The organism is Bradyrhizobium nitroreducens, from assembly GCF_002776695.1.
Taxonomy (GTDB): domain Bacteria; phylum Pseudomonadota; class Alphaproteobacteria; order Rhizobiales; family Xanthobacteraceae; genus Bradyrhizobium; species Bradyrhizobium nitroreducens.
In genome coordinates, this window is record NZ_LFJC01000003.1 from 5,712,016 (window position 1) to 5,732,790 (window position 20,775).

Genomic DNA, 20,775 nt, shown 5'->3' on the forward strand with positions numbered 1-20,775 from the left:
GTCATTACATCCGCAGCACGCCTTGCCGTGTTTCCTCAATGGGCACCCGAGCCGCAAGATCCAGCGCCAGCCCCAACACTTGCCGCGTCTCCGCCGGATCGATGATGTCGTCGATCCAGAGATTGGCCGCAAAGTTGTTCATTGACGCGAAAGCACTGAATTGCTCGCGGATCGGCTGCTTGAATCGCTCCTCTGCGTCATGCGACCATTCCATGCCGTCTCGCTGACGCTTGGCTCGCTGCACCATCGCAAGGGTGGTAGCCGCCTGCTCTGGCCCCATCAAGGCCGCGCGACCATTAGGCCAGCCGAAAGAAAAGCGCGGCTGAAATGGCCGACTACACATTCCCATATAACCTGCGCCGTAGGACGACCCGATGATAAGGTTGTATTTCGGTACGTTCGCGGAAGACATTGCCGTTATCATCTTGGCGCCATCCTTGGAGATGCCGCGCTGCTCAGCCTCTCTACCGACCATGTAGCCTGTGACGTCCGCAGCAAACAGCAGCGGTATCTCTCGCTTGCAGCATAGATCAATGAAGTGGACAGCCTTGATCGAGCTGTCGGACATCAACGGGCCTTGGTTGGCCAGTATTCCGATGGGAAAACCCTCGATATGCGCAAAGCCACAGAGCAACGTCTCCCCGAAATTCGGCTTGAATTCGTCGAATCTGCTGTCATCGACGATACGCGCAAGGATCTCGCGCGTATCGGATTGGACGCGCGTATCCGCGCTTATGAGTCCGTACAACTCTTCGGCGGGGTAGCGCGGGCAAACTGCGGCTTGTGGTGGGCGAATGTATTGCGATGTCTTCGGTAGATCACCGACCAGTTCGCGCAAGATGAGCAGGGCATGCTTGTCATTGTGCGCCAGGTAGTCTGTGACGCCGCTGACTTTGCTATGCATCTCAGCCCCTCCCAATGCCTCGCGCTCGACGACCTCTCCGGTCGCAGCGAACACAATTTCGGGGCCACCCAGATGAACGTATCCCTGGTTGCGGACGATGATTGTCTGGTCAGAAAGCGCCGGCACGTAGGCGCCGCCTGCCGTACAGGCTCCATGAACAACAGCCAGCTGCGCAATCCCCTCGGCTGATTGGCGCACGATCTGATGAAAGACGCTTCCGTATTGACCTTCGTCGGGGAAAATCCCTGCTTGCTCGGGAAGGAACGCGCCACCGGAATCAACTAGCGTGAGGTTTGGGAGGCGGTGCTCCCATGCGATCTTCTGAGCTCGAACATGCTTTTTTGCGGTCAACCGATAGTAGGTGCCACCCTTTACCGTGGCTTCGTTCGCAATGATCATGCAAACGCGCCCACTTACCCTACCGATGCCAGTTACGATACCAGCACCAGGCGGCAACTGATCGTAGAGCCCGTCACCCGCAAGCGTGGCCAGTTCCAGAAATGGCGAACCCGGATCGAGCAAGCTGTTTACCCGATCCCTAGGCAACAACTTTCCCGCAGCCTCATGCCTCTTTCGAGCCTTGTCGTCACCTCCATGGCGCGCCCGGCGTCGTCGCTCACGAAGATCTGCAAGGAGCAAGCGGTAGTTCTCCGCGTTTTTCTGGTAGGCAGCTGATCCGATGGTCGCCTTTGATCCGATAACCGCCATGTTCCCAACCCAAATCCATCTCGCCAGTTACCTACCGTATATTAGTTAGTCTGCCACGACGTCAAGTCTGCGCAGCTTGGATTGCGCCCCACCTAGGCTCACCCACGACGGGTAGGATCGACGATCTCTTGTGGTTCGCTGGGGAGAGAGGCCCTTGCAGCTGGCAAATCCGGACGGCGCAAGCGTCCCCGCTAGAGGCACGTCACACCAATGCCGTCCTAAAATCAGAGGACCTCAGTTCACCCGAGGCAATGCGCGTTATCGACGAGTGACGCGCTTCTGGCCGCCATCGGAAGGCCTCTGCTCTTTGGGGCCGATTCCGTCAAATATCATACTACAGATCATATCGGCGATCGCGTCGATAGATTTCTTACGAGGATTGAACCATTCAGTCGACCAGTTCATTGCGCCAACGAGAAATAGGCGGACGAGGGACAGATCGACGTTTGGCGCGACTTCACCCGCCTTTTGCGCATCTTGAAGCAACTGACGCCAATAGTCGCCATACTGACGCCGAATCGAAAGATTTTTCTCTCGCAGATTCTCCGGCACGAGCGGAAAGTTCCGAATGTTGGCCGAGGTGTAGTCGCCATGCTCAAGTAGGCTCGACAGGTGGGCTGCGATCGCCACTCTAACTCGCTCACGGTAGCTTGCTGAAGGCTCCAGCGCGTCGAGCGCGCGGCGCACGTCCTCGTACACGATCTCGATGCCCTTGTGCAGGACCTCTTCGATCAGCGCATCCTTCGAGGGGAAGTGGTAATATAGGCTGGCCGTTTGTAAACCGACTTCGTCTGCGAGATCTTGGAGACTTGTCTCGGCCAAGCCCTTCTTATTGAGCCACAAAGCTGCAGCATCGAGGATTCGGCGACGAGTTTGTTCTGATCGCCTGATCTTTCCGACCCTCTTGTCCTGCTTGCTTGTGGTCGTGCCGCCTTCCTTACTTCTCACCGAGCCACCTTGCGCAAGATCTGCCACCGCCTAACACCCCTCTAACATCACCGGTAGATTTTCGCCAATACGGCCCTTGCAAACACCTTATGCGCAATCTATTAACCTATCAATCATTCAGTAGAATGATTTGACACATGCAATGATGGCTTCCGATGAAGGCTGATACCTCCGAAATTACTTGCGATCGGCGGGCGGGCGTAGCGCTGATAACCCTCAATCGTCCACAAGCCCGAAATCCACTCTCGCTCTCCTTCGCCGCAAGTCTGCTTGATCTGTTAGACGAACTCGAGCGCGATGATAGCGTCAGCGTGATCGTTTTGACCGGGGCAGGATCCGTGTTCTGCTCTGGAGCTCAATTAGGCGAAGTCGTAAGCATCGACGGGATCGATTCAGAGATTCAACTTCGAAATATCCGTGGATTTAGCAAGGTTGTGCAGCGTCTTCGGGACCTGGACCTGCCAGTCGTCGCAGCGCTCAATGGTCCTGCAGTCGGAGGCGGTGCGGCGCTCGCGTTAGCTTGCGATATCGCAATTGGAAGCGACCAAGCGACTTACTTCTTTGCTTTCGGTCGCGTCGGTGCGGGTGCCAACGATATGGGTTGCGCCTATTTTCTGCCGAAGCTGGTAGGCGCCGCGAGGGCACGTCACTGGCTTTTGACGGGCGCAACAGTCTCAGCTGACGAGGCTTACAAGGCTGGCCTTCTTATCGAGGTCACCCCGCCAGACCGGCTGATAGATCGAGCCCTTGAAATTGCCCAGAGCGTGACAGCTGCGTCACCGCGTCGAGCTGCCGCAGTCACTAAACTCGCAATCAACCGGGGTGAGGATGCGGATCTGCAGACTTGCTTGAGTTATGAGGTTTATCTGCAGACATTCCTTTTCACCAGGGACGAACATAAGGATCGCTTGAAGACGCTCTTGACGCGATTGGGGTCAGGGTAGCGCCTTCCTCGACGCTTTCGATACCGCACGCCATCTGCGGGCGAACGAGTATCTGCTCCAAGCGAAAGATGGAAGTCGCGTCAGCGGCGTTTCCTCCTGACTTGCCGGGATCTGATGGATCCCGGCTTTTTCTTTGGTGATCCAAAAGTTCTTCTGGCTCCCCGGTGCCCCCCGGTTGAGCAAACTAGCAGGCGCTGCCCAGCGCTGCTCCTGACTCGGATCGATTTCAGCAGTTGAACTTTCGACCGATAAGGTTTCGCTGTTTTCCTTATCAGTCCGCGAACTGACTCCGTTTTGTTAGAAACCTTATCAGTCGAAGAACTGACTCCGTGTGCGACCAAAGCTAATCAGTTAGCGGACTGACCCCATTTATCGGTTCTCTGGATTAGTCCTCCATCTGACTCCATTTGCGACCGAACCTTTTCGTCATCGATGATTCCGGGTCACCGCCTTTGTCCTCTCGCTGGTCCGGCGTTGAAATGAATATTTCTTGGCCGCATTGCTCACCAGCACCGACGTGAAGACGCTGCCGAGCGAAGGTCCGCGATTCAAGCTGGCGGAGGCGTCAGCCGGTCGTCAGCGGCCGCGCCGTCGACGGCCGCGATCGCACCTCTCGTCATCGTCGGCATCTTCCTTGAACGACGCATGCTTAACGGCTCACGATGGGTACGGGGAAGTAGCGGCGAGCAATATAGTGAGATCAACTACGGCCGATCGATGCGGTGCACCTTTCCCGCGCAAAGAGAGGTAAGCCGAACAAAAGGTTGCCGCCGCAAAAGAGGAAGCCCGGCTCAAGTTGCTGTCAGGACCCATACCTTTTACTGTCGTGGCTCCTGGCGGTCTTATTCTTGGTACGGAGGTAAAAACCGGCGACCTCTTCAAGGTGGAGCTGAAGCACCTGCAGCACACGCTGATTTGTGGCGTCTCGGGTGCAGGCAAATCGATTCTGCTTCATCTGCTATGCGCACAAATGCTGGCGCTGCCGGACTTCGAAGAGGTGATCCTGGCAGACCTCAAGGACGGCGTGGAGTTCGACCGCTACCGGGAGAACGGCAAGGCCACGGTGGTGTGGGAGTTCGACGACGTGGTGACGGTCGTTGACCGGCTCGCCGAGCTCGCCCGCGAGCGCTCCGCGGTCATGCGGGCAAACCGCTGGCAGCTGTGGCGGGGTGGTCGCGTCGCGCTGATAGTCGACGAATTCACTGAACTGCAAACCGCGATCGACGCGGCGACCGAACGGGAGGATAAGTCCAAGGCGAAGCGGCTGATGACCAACCTGCTGAGTCTTGCCCGGCGCGCGCGCGCCTACGGCATCATCATCGTAATAGCGGTTCAGAAAGCTACGGACGACGCGATACCAAGCGCCCTGCGGAATCTCCTCGGGTGCAGGCTGGTGCTGCGTTGCGGCAGCAGCCTGATGGCGCGGTCCATGCTGGACATCGGGGACGATTACGAGCGGCTGAGTGAACGGCCGACCGAGCTGCCTGATGGCCGGTTCTACTATTACGACACCAGGACCGGCGCTCTGCGTCGTGTGCAGGCACACATCGTGCCTGGGGTAGAGTTGCTTTGACCAAAGGGAGAGCAGGACACGCCAGCGGATGCGAGCACGGGCCGCGCCAGCGGCCCGCGCGCAGCAGCCGCTCTCTTTTCCTAAGATACCTATGTAACATCACAGGCCGTTTGCCCGTGGGCAAGAGCTGCGATGCAAAGACCGGCACCCTTCGTGCTGGGTAAGCAGCAGGGTAGTCGGGCAATCGGATCTGCATGTCAAAGCGCGAACGTGACAAAGCAGGCGAGCAGTATCAGGGCGCCGAAGGCACAACAGGCGAGCCCGTTGAGCTGGCGGCGGCGCTTAGGGGAGAACTCGGCCAGCAAGGGCTGTAGTTCTTGTTGCAGGCCCTTCTGCCACGGCTGTCGCACGGGCTTGGCCCGGGTAACGGTTATGCCTGCGTCAATGCCGTCCCAGGCGCCATTACTGTCGAGGACGTGGTTGATGTACTTGGCGATGACGTCACTGTCGCGGAACGGCACAACGGTATCGTCGCGCCGGAGAGAGCCGCGCATGCGTCGCAGTGATGCGCTATCGGTGTTGATGGTGATGGTGGAGAGCCATGCTGTCGAGGCCATGGAATGTGCTTTCGTTGGTTTCTATTGTACCCAGGGGATTGTCGGGCGCTTGCGGAGGCCGCAGCGCGGCCGAACGCATGCGCCGACTGTTTTCCTTAGATACCCATCCCCCTCTTGTGCTATGGTGGCTTTGCCCCGTTGTCGAGCGGGGCTTTCTGTTGGTGACACGAGCGCAACGTCGCTTCGTCGCTCTTGGTCATGTCGGCGCCTCCTAGTATTCGTCGGCCCGCATGATCGTCATCACGCGCTGGGTAACGGTCGAGTTGGCCGGATCAGGCGAGTAAGCTTTCTTGGACAGATCGTAATAGTCGATCTTCCAGAAATAGCGGACGGCATTCTGGTCGATGGCGCCGAAATCGTGCTCGCCGTGCGGGTCGTTATCGGGCGTGAAGCTGTCAAACGTACGCACCGCTTCGAGCAGCTCGGCCAGACGATCCGGTTCGAGGCAGGTTACGCCCTGGGTAAGCAGGACGGTGCCGCCAAACACGAGGTTGCGCCTGAAGCCATCGTTGAGGCTGCGGATTGTTGCGGTGTTGGTGTCGTTGAGCATTTGAGTTTCTCCCGTTGGTTATCGGCTGCGCCATCGCGGCCGGTCGGGAGAATCCGAGGGCAGCAGGCCTGAGCGACCAGTCAAGGAGGCTCCGCGTGCAAAGCCGCGTGGATGCCTTGACGGGTTGCGCTGCAGACCTATTCACCCGACCTTGCCGGCCGGGTGGTGCAGATCTTCAATGGGGAAGCTAAGCTCGAACCAATAGAGTGGATGTGTAGCAGTAGCGAGCGTTCCGCGGCCCTGACCCAACTTCTGGTGAGGATTCGGCTTTACGCACGGCAAATGCTGCCACAGACTGGCATCGGATGGGGGAAGACCTGTGGGCGCGAAGGAAGTCCAGGCGGCGATCAAGAATGCCCTGGGTGCTGTGTTTCCTCGGGACCTGGTGAAATCTGAATGGAGCGTCCGCTCGGATGCGACCGACGACGTGTTCGGCCGAACGCTCTATGCTCCACGGCTGGATATTGCCGTTGGGCCATTCAATGTCACGCGTGAGCGTAAGGATGCGGACCTGGAGAGCATCGACCGCTATGGGCAACATCCGTTGCTGCTCCACCTGAGAAACGAGGTCACCCGTCAGAACCATGGCGGGTTCTACTACAACCCGAACCCCCGTTGCCTGCTGGCCATTGAGCTTGAGTACTCGACCTCGTCAAAACACATCCTGGGTGGCATCACCAACGCCAGCTTGCTCGGCTCTATCGGCGTGATGATTGGCCCCGCGGCTTATATCAACAAGATCCAGCGCATTTGCGCCTATGCGGCGAAACTGCGAGAGATCGAGAAGGCCCACGACGATATGTTCGCCAATATCGTCTGCTTTCCCGACACGCAGTTCTTGGAGCTGCTGAACGCCGCGCACCGGTAATATTCAGTAGCGTCGCAAAAGCACAAATGCGATTTTACGACGCGCCTCGCGACGATGCGTGGCAAATCGACATCCTACCCAGCGGCGCGGAGCAGAACGGTGCTGAATTTCGACCCCTCCTGGCGCTTTAGATCTCCTGGCAAAATCGCCAGGGGCGTGATCGATGAATTCGCCGTCCTGATCAAGCGGGTTGCGGGCCAATACGGCCAGCGTCAGCCAATTATCGAGCACTACAAGCGCTACTTTGCGGATGCGGCGGGCCGCCCCGCGCACCAGAGCTCCTCACTGAGCTGGGCTGAAAGCGATCTCGACGATTACATGCGTGAGGCTGGGGACAACGCGCCGATGTTCATCGAAGCGTTCTTCGACGCTGGCCAGGCCATCAAGAACCAGAACCCGGAGCTGGTAGTGCCTGATACGGCGATGATCAACTATGTGCTGGGCACCCACGAGGCCGGCTACGAGCTGAACCCGCCCCAGCTGATCGCTCGCAATGCACCCTCGCCGGTCGCGATGGAGATCCTGCCGCCATCGCTGGACGCGCAGGCGCTCGATAAAATCCAGCAATCCACGAAGCAAGCCGAGGAATATTTAACGGCTGGGAAGAACCGCGCGGCCGTGCAGGAGATCCTTTGGCTGCTGGAGACGGTGTCGACGGCGTTTCAGGGCATTCCCGTTGGCGATGGCACGATCCAGGGGAAGTATTTCAACAAGATCGCGGATGAGCTGCGTACCCACCGCAAGGGCCAAGTCGCAGAGCAGGCCATCGGCTGGATGAAAACCCTCCATGGCTATCTTTCCTCGCCCACGGGCGGTGGTGTCCGGCACGGGGCAACGCTGTCGGCCGAGTCTGAGCTTTCGGCCCATGAGGCCCGCCTGTTCTGCAATCTGATCCGCAGCTACCTGCACTTCCTCCTGGACGAGTACGACAACCTGAGAGATTCGCGCTAGGCGAGCTTCATCCGGCGCGGAATATAGAGTTGGGTGAGCTCGCGGTCGGCCGGAACAATGGCGAGGTAGCCTACCGTCATCTCCCACGAGGGTTTGTCCCCCCAGTCGGCTCCTCGAAACTTGCGATCACGGGTGGCCGAATAGACGTTGGCACCCAGTCCGCGCAGCTCCTGCAGGACGCCATCAAGATCCTTCGCGAAGCCAAGGCGGCTGGAAACCGGAAAATCATCCACGTCCATCAGATCCTGGACATAGTCGCAGAAGCTGGCAGCGACCTGTTTGGTCTCGTCGGTCAGAGCCGGGTCGATCGTGAACGACACGGCGTTGACGACGCCGGCAAAATGGGCGGCCGCGTCGCCGGTGACCAGCGGCTGCGCGTCGATCCGCACATGGTCCGGGTGCTGGTCATCAAGGCCCTTCTGCTGCAGGTCCTTGAGCCCATCGAAAAACGACAATACACCGGTGATGAACTGCGGGTCCTCGAACGTGTCGGGGTTCTTATATCCGAGCGCCTTCGCCACGGCCCGGCGCGACATGACGTTGATAGGCTGGCCGGCCTCGAAGCGCTGGATCGTCCTGATGTTAACCGACGCATTGGCGGCCAGGGCCTCCTGGGACAGGTGCTGCGCCTCACGGACACAGCGGGCCCAGAAGCCGAGTAGCTTTGGATCAAGTACGGTCGTGGTCATGTCGTCCTCCTATGTTCCGAAGCATAGGCCTGCGCCGCCAAGCCGAACACGGCAGAATGCCGACAGTACACCGCCAGATTTCCGTCCACGCGTCGCCGCGGTCACTAATTCATTGAAATTGCGTGGTGATTTTGACTCATCCCACCTTCCACCTATTGACCGGGGTGCTGGAGGACTTATCTCGACCGGCAAGGGTCTCGGCGAGCAGCGCAGCCCTTCGCATTCGTCCTGCCGGTAAGGGCGGCGGCGCGAGCACACCTGAACGATTTTTTAGCCCGGTACTGCTGAAAGTTCTGCCCGCCCCTTGACGGTCGGGGTAGAATCTTGCCGGGGAAGCACGAAGATGGCGAAGAGTGTAAAGGCCTTGATCAACCCGGCCATGCTTGCATGGACGCGGGAGCAAGCCGGGTTTAGCCCGGACGAGGCCGCACGCCGTCTTCACCTTGATGTCGAGCGTTTGAGCGCGCTTGAAAAGGGCGATGAGACGCCGACCTTTGCCAAGCTCCTCGATATCGCCGACCTCTACAAGCGTCCGGTCAGCCTGTTCTATCTCAAGGCACCGCCGAAGGGCTGGCAGCCGATCCAGGATTTCCGCCGGCTTCCGGGCGTCGAAGAAGGCTTTTCTCCGCAGCTGACTTACAGCATTCGCTTGGCCAGAGAGCGGCGCGAGATTGCGATGACGGTCCGCGACGAACTTGGCGAACCGGTCCAGACTTTTGACCTCAAAGCGACCCTAAAGAGTGATGTCGAGGAGTTTGGTGGCGAGATCCGGAAGTACCTCGATGTGAACGAAGCCAAGCAACAGCGCTTCGGTCGCAAGGCGTTCGATGGCTGGCGAATGGCGATCGAAGCCAAAGACGTGCTGGTCTTCGTGGTCCCACGGCTGAAAATCCGCGAGATGCGCGGTACCGCGCTGGCCGAGCAGAAGATGCCCGTCATCCTCATCAACGGCAAGGATCGCGGCAACGGCCGCGTGTTCACACTTCTTCACGAGTTCTGCCATCTTGCGCTACGCCAAAGCGGCGTGAGCAACATGGGCGGTGACCGGAACGATGCTCCGCACCCCGATGTCGAGAAATTCTGCAACGCCGTGGCTGCCGCGGCTTTGATGCCGCGCGACTGGCTTTTAAGTGAAAAACTGGTCACGCAAAAAGGCAGCCAGAAGAGCTGGCGGGATGATGAGTTGGACGCTCTCGCGTTACGGTTCGGCGTGAGTCAGGAAGCCGTGCTGCGTCGCCTGTTGACGCTCGGCCGCACGACGCAGGCCTTCTATGACAGCAAGCGCGCCGAATTCCAGAAGATCTATGCCCAGCTCGACGAGAAGAAAGAACCGTCTGAAGGCGGCCCCAAGTACCACTACGTGGTGCTGAGCCAGCTCGGCCGGAGCTTCACGCGGCTGATTTTTCAGGGCTATCACGATCGATATTTCACACTGCGCGATGTCGCAGGTCTTTTGAACATGAAGGTTGCTACCGTTCCCGTGATGGAAAAGGCGGCCTTTGGCATGACGGGCTAAGCCGGCATGCCGAAAAAGATCTATTGCATCGATACAAGCGCGCTGATCGCCGCCTGGTACGAGCGCTACAAGCCCAATCGCTTTCCCAAACTGTGGGAGCAACTGGACCAGCTGGTGACAGACGGTCGAATGGTCTCGTCGACACTGGTGCTCCGCGAATGCAACAAGCAACGCTCTGAAGAGCTGCACGGCTGGCTAAAGCCGCGAGAAACGATGTTCATTGCACCGGATGAACTGGTGCAGCAACAGGTGGATCACATCGTCAACACCTACACGGGCCTCATATCGGCTGGTAAGGAAAAATTCCAGGCCGACCCGTTCGTCATCGCGCTCGCCAAGGTCAACAACTACACCGTCATCACCGAAGAAACCGGCCCCGGCAGCCTCGCGAAGATTCCTGGTGTTTGCAACGCGATGAAGGTCGACTGGCTGAACCTCATGCAGCTGATCGACGAAGAGGATTGGGTGCTAGGTTAATCTGGATTGAACGCCAGTAGTCTTGGTATCTCGCCGTCGGCAGTTCAATTTCGACATTTCCAACAAGATAACGCCGCCTCGCTTTTAATCACCGGGATCGCTCATCCTGCCGCAAGATAAACAGATCACGCCGTTCCACGGGCCATTTTGTCCGCAGGACGGACAGATCCAGCTCGCATGACCGGATGTCGACGTGATACCGGTTCGACCGCTTGATGCCCTAACCGTGACGAGATGACCGCGCTGCTCGACCACTTCCCAACCAGGGGCGATCTGGAGGTACACATCCGGCTGTGCGACCGCGGCCTTTCTGACGAGCACAGGCAGCGAAGCAAGAAGCTCGGTAATGTCCGACTCGGTTATGTCACCCCTGTGCATGGCGGCCTCGACCTTCGCCAGTAGCTTTTCTTTCTTCTCATCGGCGTTGAACGCGTTCGCGATGTGCCGCGCCAGGCCGGCCTTGAGGCGAACGGACGAAATAAAGAGGATAAGGGCAGGCGAAGGTTCAAAGACCTGGCTCGATTTCAGGCGATTGCACCTGGAGCATGAGGGAACCAGGTTCTCAAGACCCGAAAAATCGAAATCGGCTGGAAGGGAATATCGACTGACTATCTCCTCGCGCGTTTCATCCGAAGCTACAGCGTCCAGCGGGATCAGGTGGTCGATCTGAACGTCTTTAAATACGACTTTCTCGGCGCACCAGGCGCAGCAACCATCCCAAGCCTTCCAGAGTCCGAAGCGTTCCGGGCGAGATAGTTGCTTTCGCGTGGGCATCTGGCTATGTCGACTTCTTCGTTGTTGGTGGATCACGCTGGGAGAACGTAGACGCCGAGCCTTCGGGGTCTCGGCGGTTTAGGTTTGACTTGCGTTCCCGCAGACGTAGCCCGATTCCGCCGACAGAAGCGTTTACGATGGTTAGACACTCTCGACAATTGGTCAGGCTTTATCCGCCTCCGGGCTGCGGAGCCGCTCGACTATCTGTCTGATCGGGAGCACCTTCTCGAAAAACTTCTCAAACGCCTCATAGAGCGCCTTGCCCCAGTGCTCGCTGTCCTCGGCATCAAGAAACTCGATCAAGCGCTTGTCAAAGGGATCTTCCTGGTAGTGGAAGACCGCATTGCGAAATCGACGGAGACGAGCTTCGTAGTTGTTTGCACCAAGCAGCGCATCTATGGCCTCATCTTTCAATCGAAGTTCGCGATATCCCTCGATGACGACGTAGAACAACCGTAGAAAACGGCCATGGTCTGCACTTGGGACCATTTCTGGCCTTCTGCGGCCAACTGCGGCGGCATGTCTTCTGGAATTGTGATTTCCAGGTGCATGCGAGCCTTCACAGAGTCGGCAGTGATCCAGTGCTTGTAAAGGGAAGCTATCGGAATGCGCATTGCCTCCCGATCGTCGTTGTTGGTCTGCATGTGATGGACTCTCTCGAGGACGTCCTGACGCGGGCTTAGGCCTCACCGGCTACCACTAGTTGCGGCTCCATGGTAGCCTCTTCGCGGCAGGGGGAGGTACGGCTTGCGAATCGTCCACGTCGAGGTAGTCAATTTTAGAGGAATCAAGCAGCTCTCTTGGCATCCGGCACCGGGCACCAATTGCTTGGTGGGTCCGGGCGATTCGGGGAAAACGACTGTTCTCGATGCCATTGAGCTGGCATTTGCTCCGCGCAACAGCGTCACCTTCGACGACACCGATTTTTACGCTGTTGACCCAAAAGCCAACCCGATCGCGATCACAGTCACCATCGGCGATCTCCCCACGGAATTCCTGAAGGAGGATCGGTACGGTCATTACCTGCGAGGGTGGGACGATACCGCCAAACGACTGGAGGATGAGCCTGATGAAGCGCGTGGGCTCGAGGATGTGCTGTCCATAAGGCTCACTGGGGACCACACCCTTGAAGCGGAGTGGACGCTTTTCAATCAACGGGTAGCGCAAGGCGACCAGAGTTCACGCGCATTAGCCTTTCAAGATCGCCAGGACATCGCCCCAAGCCGACTAGGCCCCTACGCGGACCGGCACCTGGCCTGGGGCCGTCAATCGGTTCTCAACCGGATCACGAAGGGGCCAGCGGCTTCCCGTGGCCTGATGGCAGAGGCAGGCCGGGTCGCGCGCCAAGAGTTCTCGCGGGACTCGAAGACCTTATTCGCGGAGACCATTGAAGAGGTCAAACAAGCGGCGCGGCTGCTGGGCGTGCCGGTCGGTGACGCGTTGCACGCGATGCTTGACGTCCAGGCCATGGGACTGTCGGGTGGCGGCATTTCGCTACACGATGGCAATCTGCCCCTTCGCCGGCTTGGCGTGGGATCGTCACGGTTGTTTACGGCCGCGCTGCAGGATTACGCCCGTGCCAGGGCGTCGGTGGCGCTAATTGACGAGGTTGAACACGGGCTTGAACCTCACCGCATATCGAGGCTGTTGCGACAATTGAAGGAAGAAAGAGCAGGCGGCACTACCAAAGCCCAGGTGTTTATGACGACGCATTCGCCGGTGGTGCTTCAGGAGTTAAGTATTGCCGAGCTGAATGTCGTCAGACGTGACCCTCGAACAGGGATCACAATAGTCGTCCCTGCCAACACGCCCTATCCGGGACTCGATGCCCAAAGCCAGCCACGAGCCAACCCGCAGGCCTATCTGGCGCCGGCCATTCTGGTCTGTGAAGGAAAGACTGAGGTTGGGCTTGTCAGGGGTCTCGACGACTACTGGGTCGGCAAGGGGCACCTGCCGTTCTCCACCGCCGGGATCGTGCCGGTGTCCGGCGGCGGCGTCGACAAGGCACCGGTCATCGCCGGCTACTTCCACGCGCTCGGCTATCGGGTCGGCCTCCTGCTCGACAACGACTGCGAGCCAAAGGACGCTAAGATTCTCAACGAACTCACCTCAGCGGGAGTGACGATCTTCCGCTGGGCCCCAGGCCACGCGACGGAGGATCACCTTTTCCGGGATCTTCCGACCGATGCGGTAGCCACACTCATCAAGGCCGCAGCGGCCATTCAGGATAGCGATCAATCGTTCCTCGACCGTCTCTCCAGCAAGTATTCTAAAAAGCGTTTTAAATCGGTCGCGGAAGTCCAGAAGGCTGCGGATGATTCCGAACTCCGCATTGCCATGGGTGAACTCACAAAATCGAAGGGCAAACCAGGCGAGCGCGGGTGGTTCAAGGACATCAGCCATGCCGAGTGGATCGGACGTAAGCATGTCGGACCGCATCTCGACGAGCTGAAGGGCAAGTTTCCGGAGACAATCGCTGAAATTCGGGCTTGGGTAGATCGTGAGCAATGAGCCTATCGTCGACGCGGTTCTGAGTTCGAGGCTCGGGTCCGTCGTTGCGCCCGCCGGCTGCGGCAAGACCGATTGCATTGCTGACGTGGTGAAGGCCGCGGGCGGCCCGGCCAAATGCCTTGTGCTCACACATACCCTGGCTGGCGTGGATTCACTGCGTCAGCGGATGAAAGAGAAAGACGTCAGCCTTCATCACACGGACCTGGAGACGATTGCCGGCTGGTCATTGAGATTTGCAGCAGCCTTCCCACGGAGGTCAGGTCTCGCAACGCGCGAGCCGCGTGGTGAGGATTGGCCGGCCGTATACGCCGCTGCCACGCAACTGATTCGCGGCGGATTCGTCACAGGCGTTCTAAAAGCATCTTACCAACGGGTGCTCGTAGACGAATATCAGGACTGCACGGCCGAGCAGCACGCTTTGATCCTCGCGCTGTCGCAGCATCTACCGACTTGCATATTTGGCGATCCGCTGCAGGCCATCTTCGGCTTTCGCAATGAACAGCTAGCAGATTGGAAGGCCGTCACCACTGACTTTCCACAGATCGGCGCGCTCAAAGAGCCTTGGCGATGGAAGCGGGTAAAGAACGACAAGCTCGGGTGCTGGCTCATCGGCATCCGTGACCAGCTGGAACAGCTAAACCGCGTCGACCTGGCCGCGGCGCCGAGATGCGTGTCACGCGTCATTCCGCAGTCGTTGACCAAGCAAGATCTACTTAAGGCGAATATGTCGGCAGGACGTTCGGTCAAGCTTCGAGGCGAAGAGACGCTGATCGTGATCGGCGATAAGGCCAGCGAGCTTATCCGCGGATCACTGGCGGCAAAGCTGAAATGCTCCGCAATCGAACCTGTAGCTTGTCAGACCCTGGGCAGCTTCCTTGCGGAAATTGACGTATGTACGGCACGGGATCGGCTTACTGCGGTCCTTGATCTCGCGGCCGGTGCAATGTCGGGCTTGGCGAGAGCCGCCTTCGAGCGCCGCGTGGTCCGCCTGGCGGGGGGATGGAAGCCGAGAAATAAGATCACCGAATCCGAGCGCGCGGCGCTTGATCTACTCGCATCAAACGAACTCGCCCACGTGCTCAGTCTCCTGGAGTGCTTACGCCGGCAGTCCGGCGTGGTCGCCTTCCGAAGAGAATTGCTATCAGCCGTGCAGAATACCCTCAGGCTGGTGGTCCGTGGAGAGCATTCAACTCTCGCAGAGGCCGCTTGGCATGTTCAGAACAAGATGCGGCACGCCGGGCGGCGCCTGGCGCGGCGGTCTGTCGGGAGCACACTCCTGGTAAAGGGCCTTCAATTTGACCACGCCGTTATCGTTGCGCCGGAGAAGCTGAGCCGCAACGACCTGTATGTCGCGCTCACCCGTGCTTCGCGGACAATTACTGTAGTCTCGGCCACACCAACATTGATCGTAAAGGCGACGCCGCAGCAAAATGTAAGCAAACGGGGCCAAGGACATGAATAATCCGTCCCTCCACCGCCCCTTCAACCCGCCAGCGCAGGCGCCGCTCTGATGCTTCCATTTTTCGCTTCAGTCATCGAACAGCTCGATCTCGCGCTGGAGCAACTCTCCAAGGGAGACGTTCACTACGCCCGATTTGGCATGATGCTTACGGACAATGCCGTCGAACTGATCCTTCATCAAATTGCAAAGGACAAGGCGTCGAATCTCAAAATGTACGCCTGGCAGAAGGAGACATATAAGCATCAGACGGCATTGGATAACGCGCTGGGGCGCAATTTCGATGCGAAAGTTAAATTCGCGAAGATCGCGGGCGGCCTGTCAGACGAGATCGCGCAGACCATTACGACCATGCACGGCTATCGGAATGAGGTTTACCATGTCGGCCTCAAACACGAAAAGCTCCTGCCGGCGCTCGCGCCGTTCTATTTTGATGTCGCGTGCGGCTATCTGAGTTCGTACAGGCCAAAACGCCTGGGCTGGGGTTCAAACCAGAAATTGCCAGAACGGTCGAAGAAGTATTTCAAGGGCGACCCATTCTTTTCGGTGGGATTCGACGACTTCTCGAACGGTTGTAAAGTGCTCCGTGAGGCATGCAATCACGATCCTCGTCAAACGATCGCCTCTCTGGCCGATGAAATAAATGACGTCATCGAGCAGCAGGACGTCGGGATCGGCATCATCGCGCGCGGCGCTTACGAAGGACAGGAGACGACGCGCGACGTTGCTGTTCTCGATACCCAGGCTTGGCGCCTCGCTTTCTCGAAGGAAGGTCGGGCCTTTGCTGCGGAACGCAGCTGGAACGGCAATATGCACCAGTTTATCGAGTTTCTCCGATCCAACTATCCTCACAAATTTCGATCTGATCCCATCGAATCCTGGAGAGCACAGGCAAGGCGTCTGCGCGCCGGGAAAAACCCGCACGCTGCATTATCGACGTATCAGTCCTTTATGGCGTCGACACAGGATCTTCGCGAAGCCATCGACGAGTCGGAGGCGGCGGCTGAACGGGAGATCGACATGCTGATTGATCGTGCACGTGGCAAGTGATCAAACTGGCTCAGGTTCGCGCAATCGTTCAGCGAGCCTGCGTGCAGCTTCCAATAGCCCTGGCAGGTTTTCTTGCGTGATGTTCCAGATCAGATCCGGATCGACATCCCGATATTCGTGTCGCAGGAAGTTGCCCAGGGTTTCGATCTTACGCCAGGCAATATCCGGTGCGGCTTCCTTCAGTCCGGCAGGCAGGGTCTTGGTGGCCTCCGAGATGATGAGCAATCCATGCTCCACGGCCCGCTGCAGCACCCAAGAATCCTGAAAGCTCAAGCTCGATATCCCAACAAGCGCGCGGCTTATGGCCTCGGCTTCATCGATAATGTGCAAAAGACGGATAACGGGCGTTTTGCTGGGCGCCATCAGAAAACGCGGATGGCCTCGCGTTCAACATCTTCCCGGATGAACTTGGAGAGACCCGTCCGGGTACCGTAGTCGACGTTGACCGGCAGTGCCGCCTTTAGGAGGTCGTAGGCGCCCATGAAGGCGTCGAGATCCAGCTCGGTGCCGGGGGCCCGATCGATAAATACGTCGACGTCGGAATCGGGGCCTGCTTCGTTTCTGGCATAAGAGCCAAACAGGTATAGTCCGTCCACGCCAAAGGCCCGCAACTGCGGTTCTATAGCCCTCAGGCGCGAAATGACTTCTGTCGTCTGCATGCGCGTGCAATACCACAGAGATATGGATGACGGCAAAAGCGCCTGCTGACATCTTCCCTCATTGCGGTCGCGGTGCTGACTTGCGCGACACGCATCGTCGTAAAATCGCAAATGCTATTGGCCGCGATGAGGCCGTCCCCGTAGTCAATAGGAGGGACCCGCGCGCTGCCGCGGAGTGCACTCACGGCTTACGCAGCGGCGCGCGTCGGGAGGTTCCTGTTGACCCACGTGGGCGGCCGGAATGGTGCAGCCCAGCCGGTGGTGTATTCTAGGGAAGGCAAGTGCAATCTCTTACTTACGTCTACCGCAATAGGGGATGCATTCCTGGTCAATCTCGGCGCAGACGGTTATTTACATCTCAATGTGTCGGCATAGCCCAGCGGGTAAAGGAGCAAAGTGCAAAACGATCCGATCGAAACCGAGGAAGAGCCTGAATACTACTCACTGCCCGAAGAGGCGATTCAGTTTCTTCCCGAAGAGTGGCGGAACCATTTCCAGGCTATGGCGGACGACGGACGTGCCGTCCTTGAATCTGTCGATAAGGAACTGTCGCAACTCATCAGGATATCGAACTCGTTCACCTCGTTGGTGGCACTGAAGTATGCGGCGGAACGCCTGTCGGAGTACAAATTCGCGGCCGACATGAAGGCCTTTCTGGAACTCGACATGCTCACGACGGCATTCGTCGTGACCTACGTGCGCCTGCATCAGGGTGGAATCGGCAGCGGGTTCGCTCGCGACATCCTTCCGGAGAAACTCCGGCGAGCCCATGATCAGATCATCGATATGAGGAACAAGAGGTTCGCTCATAACGACGGTCATCGCTCTATCTCGAACGCGATGGAGATCGGGCTTGAGGACAAGCGCTTTATTGTCGGGTTTAATCTCACGCTCGAATTCCAAGTTGGAGGCGCCCCAGAGTGGCAAGATTTGGCCAAATTCCTCGACGTGATGACCGTCGAAAAGATAGAAAAGCTGCTCGCCAGGCTCAAGGCAAAAACCGGCCACGACTGGGTTTGGCCGAAAGGTCCCGCGCCAGACTGAGCGGCTGGTACGGCTGCTTGATTATTGTGCCGGCCTAGCTCACGGCACGGTTCGCACAAACTGCACCGTCAACGCCTAATGCGTCCTCCCGTCTTCCCAGCTCATCGTGAGCCAGCTGGTCGAGGTCGGGTACGATATGATGATTCTTCCTGGCCGATAGTTTGCCCCTCGCAAGAAGGGATATTTGTCGACATCAAGTGGTTCGAGCAACAACACGAAGCCCAGGCCCAGGATGTTCAAGGCCACCGCTTCGATGTCTTCTTGAGCGTTTGTAAGGGGCTGCAATTGGAAGCGCGGATGATTCGACATCCGGTCGCCCGCGTTCATGGTGCAATACAGTCCAGCACCCTCCGGCCAATGGCGCGGGTCGTCGAGCATGTCGAGTATCGCTGAATCCCACGAGAACGCGCCGGAAAGGGGTGTTCGGCCCCTCGCGAGATTCTTTGAGACGGCGGCGGCTTTGGCGGTCTTTAGAAGCCAGCGCTCAACGTCATGCCCCGAAACAAGGGCGTGCCTCATCCCCTCTTCGCGTTCGAGATATGATTTCAGCGACGCAAAGAAGTAGCGCGCTGCGTTGTCGAGCGGATGCAGCGTGCTGTTGTGCTTGGTGCATAGGCAGTTCGTTCGCAGGCTCTGGGGCGCCAGTATCTTCTCCTCGTCTGGCGCAAGCCACGGCAGGCCTCCAATCGAGAACTCACCGTCTCCCATCAGAACTCGTATTACCGACTCCGAGATAATGTGTTCGCCCGAGATGGGGGCGACACAAGATCCCAACTCCTTCATGTAGCACTTGGCCACACTCGACGACGGTGGAAGCGACTTCGGCCCGAGAGTGCAGGCGGGCTTGTGCCACTCCTTGCCATTGAAGCAACAAAGGCGCGCGACCTTCGCCGAGCCGCATGGACAGGGGCCGTTCAGAACCGCTTCTCGTTTTCGTCTCGCCTCGCCCATCGGCCAACCCCGGATTGTTCGAGGCCTAGCGATAGCCTCTCTTGAGCTTCTTCGTCCAGTTCGAGGCCATAGCGATGTCGGCAGCACCCCGGCTCCGATACGTTTCGATGCGAACCGTGCCAGCGCGGCCGATACGCCCCCATTCCCTAACCAGCGAGCATTCGCCAAACAGCGTCGGCTGGATGTCTAGCTTGTAGAACCGCGCCAGGTTGCGGTGGTTGTCGATGCGGGTGAGCATGATGGCGGTCATGCGGTTTTCTCCTCTTCTTGTTTATCAGGGACGTGCGTAGAAGCCTGGGCCGCGCGCAAATAGCGATGAACGGTTTCGCGGCTGACGCCGAACTTTCGCGCCATGGCAACCTTCTTGGCACCCTCCCGGACGCTCCTGACAAGTTCGCGCACCTGTTCTGCATTTAACGAACGCCGTCGACCCGTGTAGACGCCCCTGGTCTTGGCAAACGTGATGCCTTCCCGCTGCCGCTCGCGGATGAGAGCCCGCTCAAACTCCGCAAAGGAGCCCATGACGTTGAGCAAGAGCTGGGACAGCGGCGAGGCCTCTGCCGTGAACGTGAGGCTCTCCTTGAGAAACTGGACTTGAACGCCCTTGCCGGTGAGCTCTCTGACCAGGCGGCGAAGATCTTCGAGGTTGCGGGCGAGCCGGTCCATGGAGTGGACCACGACCGTGTCCCCTTCCCGCACATGAGCCACCATCTGTGCCAGTGCGGGGCGATCGGTGTCCTTGCCAGAGGCGTGATCGGTGAAGGTACGTTGAAGGGGTATGTCGACGAGCTGACGATCGGTCTTCTGGTCGAGTGTGCTCACCCGTACATAACCGACAACCTGTCCCGTCAAACTCCTACGCTTTCTTTTCGTGGCAGGAAGTCTGAGAGCCGATGCCTCACGTGTCAAGAAAATCCGAAACGAACCCTAGTGACACATGTTCTTTGAAGGCGAGCACTGTGGCATTCGGGTGCACCCTAAAAGCACGCTTGATATTGCCTCTAATCCACGCATAGTTTTGAACATGATCAGCAAAGAGCAGCGAATCGAAGCCATGAAGGGCGTGTTGGCCTCTCTCTTTGCTTCGCAGCGAACCTTGAAGTCGCTCGCCCCTCAGTTCAAATGGGCCGGTCTCGGCAATTTGTTGGGCGACTACGGTGAGTTTATTGCGACTGAGGTGTACGGCCTTCAGCAAGCCTCGCGTGGCGCGAACGGCTACGACGCCGTGGCGCCGGATGGCAAAAAGGTGCAAGTGAAGGCAAACTTCGCTGCATCCCAAATCGGCTTTCGTGGCGAAGCGGATATGCTGCTTTGCTTGAAAATCGACCTAACCGGCGATTGGACGGAAATTTACTACGGTGACTTTGCGCTGGTGAGGAGCGTAGCGCGCTACTCCGCCCGCGATAATAAGCATATGGTGGCGATCTCCGCGTTGCAAAAAATTGCCAAAGCCGGATACGTCGTCAACGGTCCTCTGCCCGCGGCAACTGAAGCGCTCGGCACAGACGAACCAATCTAGCCCTGTCGCACCTGCTTTGATTTGTGCAACGGCCAGCTTGCGGAGAAGACCGGAAGCCAGGGCAAAAGGCCATTCCCGGCCTAGTTGCAGCATGATAAGCTAACCTTTTGGCATTGACGGGGG

General features: G+C 58.3%; 24 protein-coding genes. 11 read left to right on the plus strand and 13 right to left on the minus strand.

Translation table 11 applies throughout. The features are described from left to right. Window positions 1–4: 4 nt before the first annotated feature. Together TSA1_RS27365 and TSA1_RS27370 are read right to left on the minus strand one after the other, a co-directional pair. On the minus strand, window positions 5–1,612 hold the full coding sequence (locus tag TSA1_RS27365) for an acyl-CoA carboxylase subunit beta (RefSeq protein ID WP_100179056.1): 1,608 nt from the start codon (window positions 1,610–1,612) through the stop codon (window positions 5–7). Window positions 1,613–1,870: 258 nt separating this feature from the next. Continuing rightward, on the minus strand, window positions 1,871–2,587 hold the full coding sequence (locus TSA1_RS27370) for a TetR/AcrR family transcriptional regulator (RefSeq protein ID WP_100179057.1): 717 nt from the start codon (window positions 2,585–2,587) through the stop codon (window positions 1,871–1,873). Between the two features lie 128 nt (window positions 2,588–2,715). On the opposite strand from TSA1_RS27370, the gene TSA1_RS27375 reads away from it, so the two are divergent. Together TSA1_RS27375 and TSA1_RS27380 are read left to right on the plus strand one after the other, a co-directional pair. Further along, complete coding sequence (locus TSA1_RS27375) at window positions 2,716–3,504, plus strand: enoyl-CoA hydratase/isomerase family protein (RefSeq protein WP_100179058.1); 789 nt, start codon at window positions 2,716–2,718, stop codon at window positions 3,502–3,504. Between the two features lie 796 nt (window positions 3,505–4,300). Beyond that, window positions 4,301–5,077 (plus strand): FtsK/SpoIIIE domain-containing protein, encoded by a 777-nt coding sequence (locus tag TSA1_RS27380; RefSeq protein WP_100179059.1) that lies wholly within the window; start codon window positions 4,301–4,303, stop codon window positions 5,075–5,077. Window positions 5,078–5,274: 197 nt separating this feature from the next. Here the strand turns inward: TSA1_RS27380 and TSA1_RS27385 are convergent, their stop codons facing one another. Together TSA1_RS27385 and TSA1_RS27390 are read right to left on the minus strand one after the other, a co-directional pair. Continuing rightward, window positions 5,275–5,634 carry a hypothetical protein gene (locus TSA1_RS27385; protein ID WP_100179060.1) on the minus strand — a complete coding sequence of 120 codons (360 nt, stop codon included), beginning with the start codon at window positions 5,632–5,634 and terminating at the stop codon, window positions 5,275–5,277. 211 nt (window positions 5,635–5,845) lie between these two features. Then, window positions 5,846–6,184 (minus strand): DUF3768 domain-containing protein, encoded by a 339-nt coding sequence (locus tag TSA1_RS27390; RefSeq protein WP_100179061.1) that lies wholly within the window; start codon window positions 6,182–6,184, stop codon window positions 5,846–5,848. A 319-nt stretch (window positions 6,185–6,503) separates the two neighbouring features. Between TSA1_RS27390 and TSA1_RS27395 the strand changes: the two genes are divergently transcribed. Further along, the gene (locus TSA1_RS27395) at window positions 6,504–7,052 is read left to right on the plus strand and encodes a hypothetical protein (RefSeq protein ID WP_100179062.1); all 549 of its coding nucleotides are present in this window, start codon (window positions 6,504–6,506) and stop codon (window positions 7,050–7,052) included. A 99-nt stretch (window positions 7,053–7,151) separates the two neighbouring features. Next, window positions 7,152–8,003, plus strand: a complete 852-nt coding sequence (locus TSA1_RS27400) for a hypothetical protein (RefSeq protein WP_100181361.1) — start codon at window positions 7,152–7,154, stop codon at window positions 8,001–8,003. Here TSA1_RS27400 and TSA1_RS27405 read toward each other — a convergent pair. Beyond that, complete coding sequence (locus TSA1_RS27405; protein ID WP_100179063.1) at window positions 8,000–8,692, minus strand: helix-turn-helix domain-containing protein; 693 nt, start codon at window positions 8,690–8,692, stop codon at window positions 8,000–8,002. The two genes, TSA1_RS27400 and TSA1_RS27405, sit on opposite strands and share 4 nt — an antisense overlap. A gap of 343 nt (window positions 8,693–9,035) precedes the next feature. Here TSA1_RS27405 and TSA1_RS27410 point away from each other — a divergent pair, with 343 nt between their 5' ends. Further along, window positions 9,036–10,208: an ImmA/IrrE family metallo-endopeptidase gene (locus tag TSA1_RS27410; RefSeq protein WP_100179064.1), complete on the plus strand. Its 1,173-nt coding sequence runs from the start codon at window positions 9,036–9,038 to the stop codon at window positions 10,206–10,208. 6 nt (window positions 10,209–10,214) lie between these two features. Further along, the gene (locus tag TSA1_RS27415) at window positions 10,215–10,685 is read left to right on the plus strand and encodes a DUF4411 family protein (protein WP_100179065.1); all 471 of its coding nucleotides are present in this window, start codon (window positions 10,215–10,217) and stop codon (window positions 10,683–10,685) included. An 84-nt stretch (window positions 10,686–10,769) separates the two neighbouring features. Here TSA1_RS27415 and TSA1_RS27420 read toward each other — a convergent pair whose 3' ends face one another. The 3 genes from TSA1_RS27420 to TSA1_RS27430 all read right to left on the minus strand — a co-directional run bounded on the left by TSA1_RS27420 (window position 10,770) and on the right by TSA1_RS27430 (window position 12,103). After that, a complete protein-coding gene (locus TSA1_RS27420; RefSeq protein WP_100179066.1) occupies window positions 10,770–11,459 on the minus strand; it encodes an HNH endonuclease in 690 nt (229 codons plus the stop codon). A gap of 162 nt (window positions 11,460–11,621) precedes the next feature. Beyond that, window positions 11,622–11,873: a hypothetical protein gene (locus TSA1_RS27425; protein WP_100179067.1), complete on the minus strand. Its 252-nt coding sequence runs from the start codon at window positions 11,871–11,873 to the stop codon at window positions 11,622–11,624. Continuing rightward, window positions 11,870–12,103, minus strand: coding sequence for a hypothetical protein (locus tag TSA1_RS27430; RefSeq protein WP_100179068.1), 234 nt, complete (start codon window positions 12,101–12,103; stop codon window positions 11,870–11,872). Before TSA1_RS27430 ends, TSA1_RS27425 begins: the two co-directional genes overlap by 4 nt. A gap of 103 nt (window positions 12,104–12,206) precedes the next feature. Here TSA1_RS27430 and TSA1_RS27435 point away from each other — a divergent pair, with 103 nt between their 5' ends. The 3 genes from TSA1_RS27435 to TSA1_RS27445 are packed head-to-tail and all read left to right on the plus strand — an operon-like array spanning window position 12,207 to window position 16,479. Next, the gene (locus TSA1_RS27435; protein WP_100179069.1) at window positions 12,207–13,970 is read left to right on the plus strand and encodes an ATP-dependent nuclease; all 1,764 of its coding nucleotides are present in this window, start codon (window positions 12,207–12,209) and stop codon (window positions 13,968–13,970) included. Beyond that, window positions 13,960–15,432, plus strand: coding sequence for a UvrD-helicase domain-containing protein (locus TSA1_RS27440; RefSeq protein WP_100179070.1), 1,473 nt, complete (start codon window positions 13,960–13,962; stop codon window positions 15,430–15,432). The genes TSA1_RS27435 and TSA1_RS27440 overlap by 11 nt, the downstream gene beginning before the upstream one ends. 48 nt (window positions 15,433–15,480) lie before the next feature. Continuing rightward, window positions 15,481–16,479, plus strand: a complete 999-nt coding sequence (locus TSA1_RS27445) for a hypothetical protein (RefSeq protein ID WP_100179071.1) — start codon at window positions 15,481–15,483, stop codon at window positions 16,477–16,479. Here the strand turns inward: TSA1_RS27445 and TSA1_RS27450 are convergent, their stop codons facing one another. Further along, window positions 16,480–16,842 carry a HepT-like ribonuclease domain-containing protein gene (locus TSA1_RS27450; RefSeq protein WP_100179072.1) on the minus strand — a complete coding sequence of 121 codons (363 nt, stop codon included), beginning with the start codon at window positions 16,840–16,842 and terminating at the stop codon, window positions 16,480–16,482. After that, window positions 16,842–17,138 carry a nucleotidyltransferase family protein gene (locus TSA1_RS27455; protein ID WP_100179073.1) on the minus strand — a complete coding sequence of 99 codons (297 nt, stop codon included), beginning with the start codon at window positions 17,136–17,138 and terminating at the stop codon, window positions 16,842–16,844. The genes TSA1_RS27450 and TSA1_RS27455 overlap by 1 nt, the downstream gene beginning before the upstream one ends. A gap of 396 nt (window positions 17,139–17,534) precedes the next feature. On the opposite strand from TSA1_RS27455, the gene TSA1_RS27460 reads away from it, so the two are divergent. Next, on the plus strand, window positions 17,535–18,182 hold the full coding sequence (locus tag TSA1_RS27460) for a hypothetical protein (RefSeq protein ID WP_100179074.1): 648 nt from the start codon (window positions 17,535–17,537) through the stop codon (window positions 18,180–18,182). A gap of 75 nt (window positions 18,183–18,257) precedes the next feature. Here TSA1_RS27460 and TSA1_RS40745 read toward each other — a convergent pair whose 3' ends face one another. The 3 genes from TSA1_RS40745 to TSA1_RS27475 all read right to left on the minus strand — a co-directional run bounded on the left by TSA1_RS40745 (window position 18,258) and on the right by TSA1_RS27475 (window position 20,042). Beyond that, the gene (locus tag TSA1_RS40745; protein WP_245448426.1) at window positions 18,258–18,890 is read right to left on the minus strand and encodes a hypothetical protein; all 633 of its coding nucleotides are present in this window, start codon (window positions 18,888–18,890) and stop codon (window positions 18,258–18,260) included. A gap of 268 nt (window positions 18,891–19,158) precedes the next feature. Then, on the minus strand, window positions 19,159–19,383 hold the full coding sequence (locus TSA1_RS27470; protein WP_100179075.1) for a WGR domain-containing protein: 225 nt from the start codon (window positions 19,381–19,383) through the stop codon (window positions 19,159–19,161). Next, window positions 19,380–20,042 (minus strand): recombinase family protein, encoded by a 663-nt coding sequence (locus TSA1_RS27475; RefSeq protein ID WP_430649778.1) that lies wholly within the window; start codon window positions 20,040–20,042, stop codon window positions 19,380–19,382. The genes TSA1_RS27470 and TSA1_RS27475 overlap by 4 nt, the downstream gene beginning before the upstream one ends. A 28-nt stretch (window positions 20,043–20,070) precedes the next feature. Here TSA1_RS27475 and TSA1_RS27480 point away from each other — a divergent pair, with 28 nt between their 5' ends. Then, window positions 20,071–20,652 (plus strand): DUF6998 domain-containing protein, encoded by a 582-nt coding sequence (locus tag TSA1_RS27480; RefSeq protein WP_100179077.1) that lies wholly within the window; start codon window positions 20,071–20,073, stop codon window positions 20,650–20,652. Window positions 20,653–20,775 lie beyond the last annotated feature (123 nt).

Excerpts from the sequence above, each read along its gene's own strand:
- TSA1_RS27365 (WP_100179056.1), bottom strand. The coding sequence starts at position 1,612 with ATGGCGGTTATCGGATCAAAGGCGACCATCGGATCAGCTGCCTACCAG.
- TSA1_RS27375 (WP_100179058.1), top strand. The coding sequence starts at position 2,716 with ATGAAGGCTGATACCTCCGAAATTACTTGCGATCGGCGGGCGGGCGTA.
- TSA1_RS27385 (WP_100179060.1), bottom strand. The coding sequence starts at position 5,634 with ATGGCCTCGACAGCATGGCTCTCCACCATCACCATCAACACCGATAGC.
- TSA1_RS27390 (WP_100179061.1), bottom strand. The coding sequence starts at position 6,184 with ATGCTCAACGACACCAACACCGCAACAATCCGCAGCCTCAACGATGGC.
- TSA1_RS27405 (WP_100179063.1), bottom strand. The coding sequence starts at position 8,692 with ATGACCACGACCGTACTTGATCCAAAGCTACTCGGCTTCTGGGCCCGC.
- TSA1_RS27410 (WP_100179064.1), top strand. The coding sequence starts at position 9,036 with ATGGCGAAGAGTGTAAAGGCCTTGATCAACCCGGCCATGCTTGCATGG.
- TSA1_RS27415 (WP_100179065.1), top strand. The coding sequence starts at position 10,215 with ATGCCGAAAAAGATCTATTGCATCGATACAAGCGCGCTGATCGCCGCC.
- TSA1_RS27420 (WP_100179066.1), bottom strand. The coding sequence starts at position 11,459 with ATGCCCACGCGAAAGCAACTATCTCGCCCGGAACGCTTCGGACTCTGG.
- TSA1_RS27430 (WP_100179068.1), bottom strand. The coding sequence starts at position 12,103 with ATGCAGACCAACAACGACGATCGGGAGGCAATGCGCATTCCGATAGCT.
- TSA1_RS27445 (WP_100179071.1), top strand. The coding sequence starts at position 15,481 with ATGCTTCCATTTTTCGCTTCAGTCATCGAACAGCTCGATCTCGCGCTG.
- TSA1_RS27450 (WP_100179072.1), bottom strand. The coding sequence starts at position 16,842 with ATGGCGCCCAGCAAAACGCCCGTTATCCGTCTTTTGCACATTATCGAT.
- TSA1_RS27455 (WP_100179073.1), bottom strand. The coding sequence starts at position 17,138 with ATGCAGACGACAGAAGTCATTTCGCGCCTGAGGGCTATAGAACCGCAG.
- TSA1_RS40745 (WP_245448426.1), bottom strand. The coding sequence starts at position 18,890 with ATGGGAGACGGTGAGTTCTCGATTGGAGGCCTGCCGTGGCTTGCGCCA.
- TSA1_RS27470 (WP_100179075.1), bottom strand. The coding sequence starts at position 19,383 with ATGACCGCCATCATGCTCACCCGCATCGACAACCACCGCAACCTGGCG.
- TSA1_RS27480 (WP_100179077.1), top strand. The coding sequence starts at position 20,071 with ATGTTCTTTGAAGGCGAGCACTGTGGCATTCGGGTGCACCCTAAAAGC.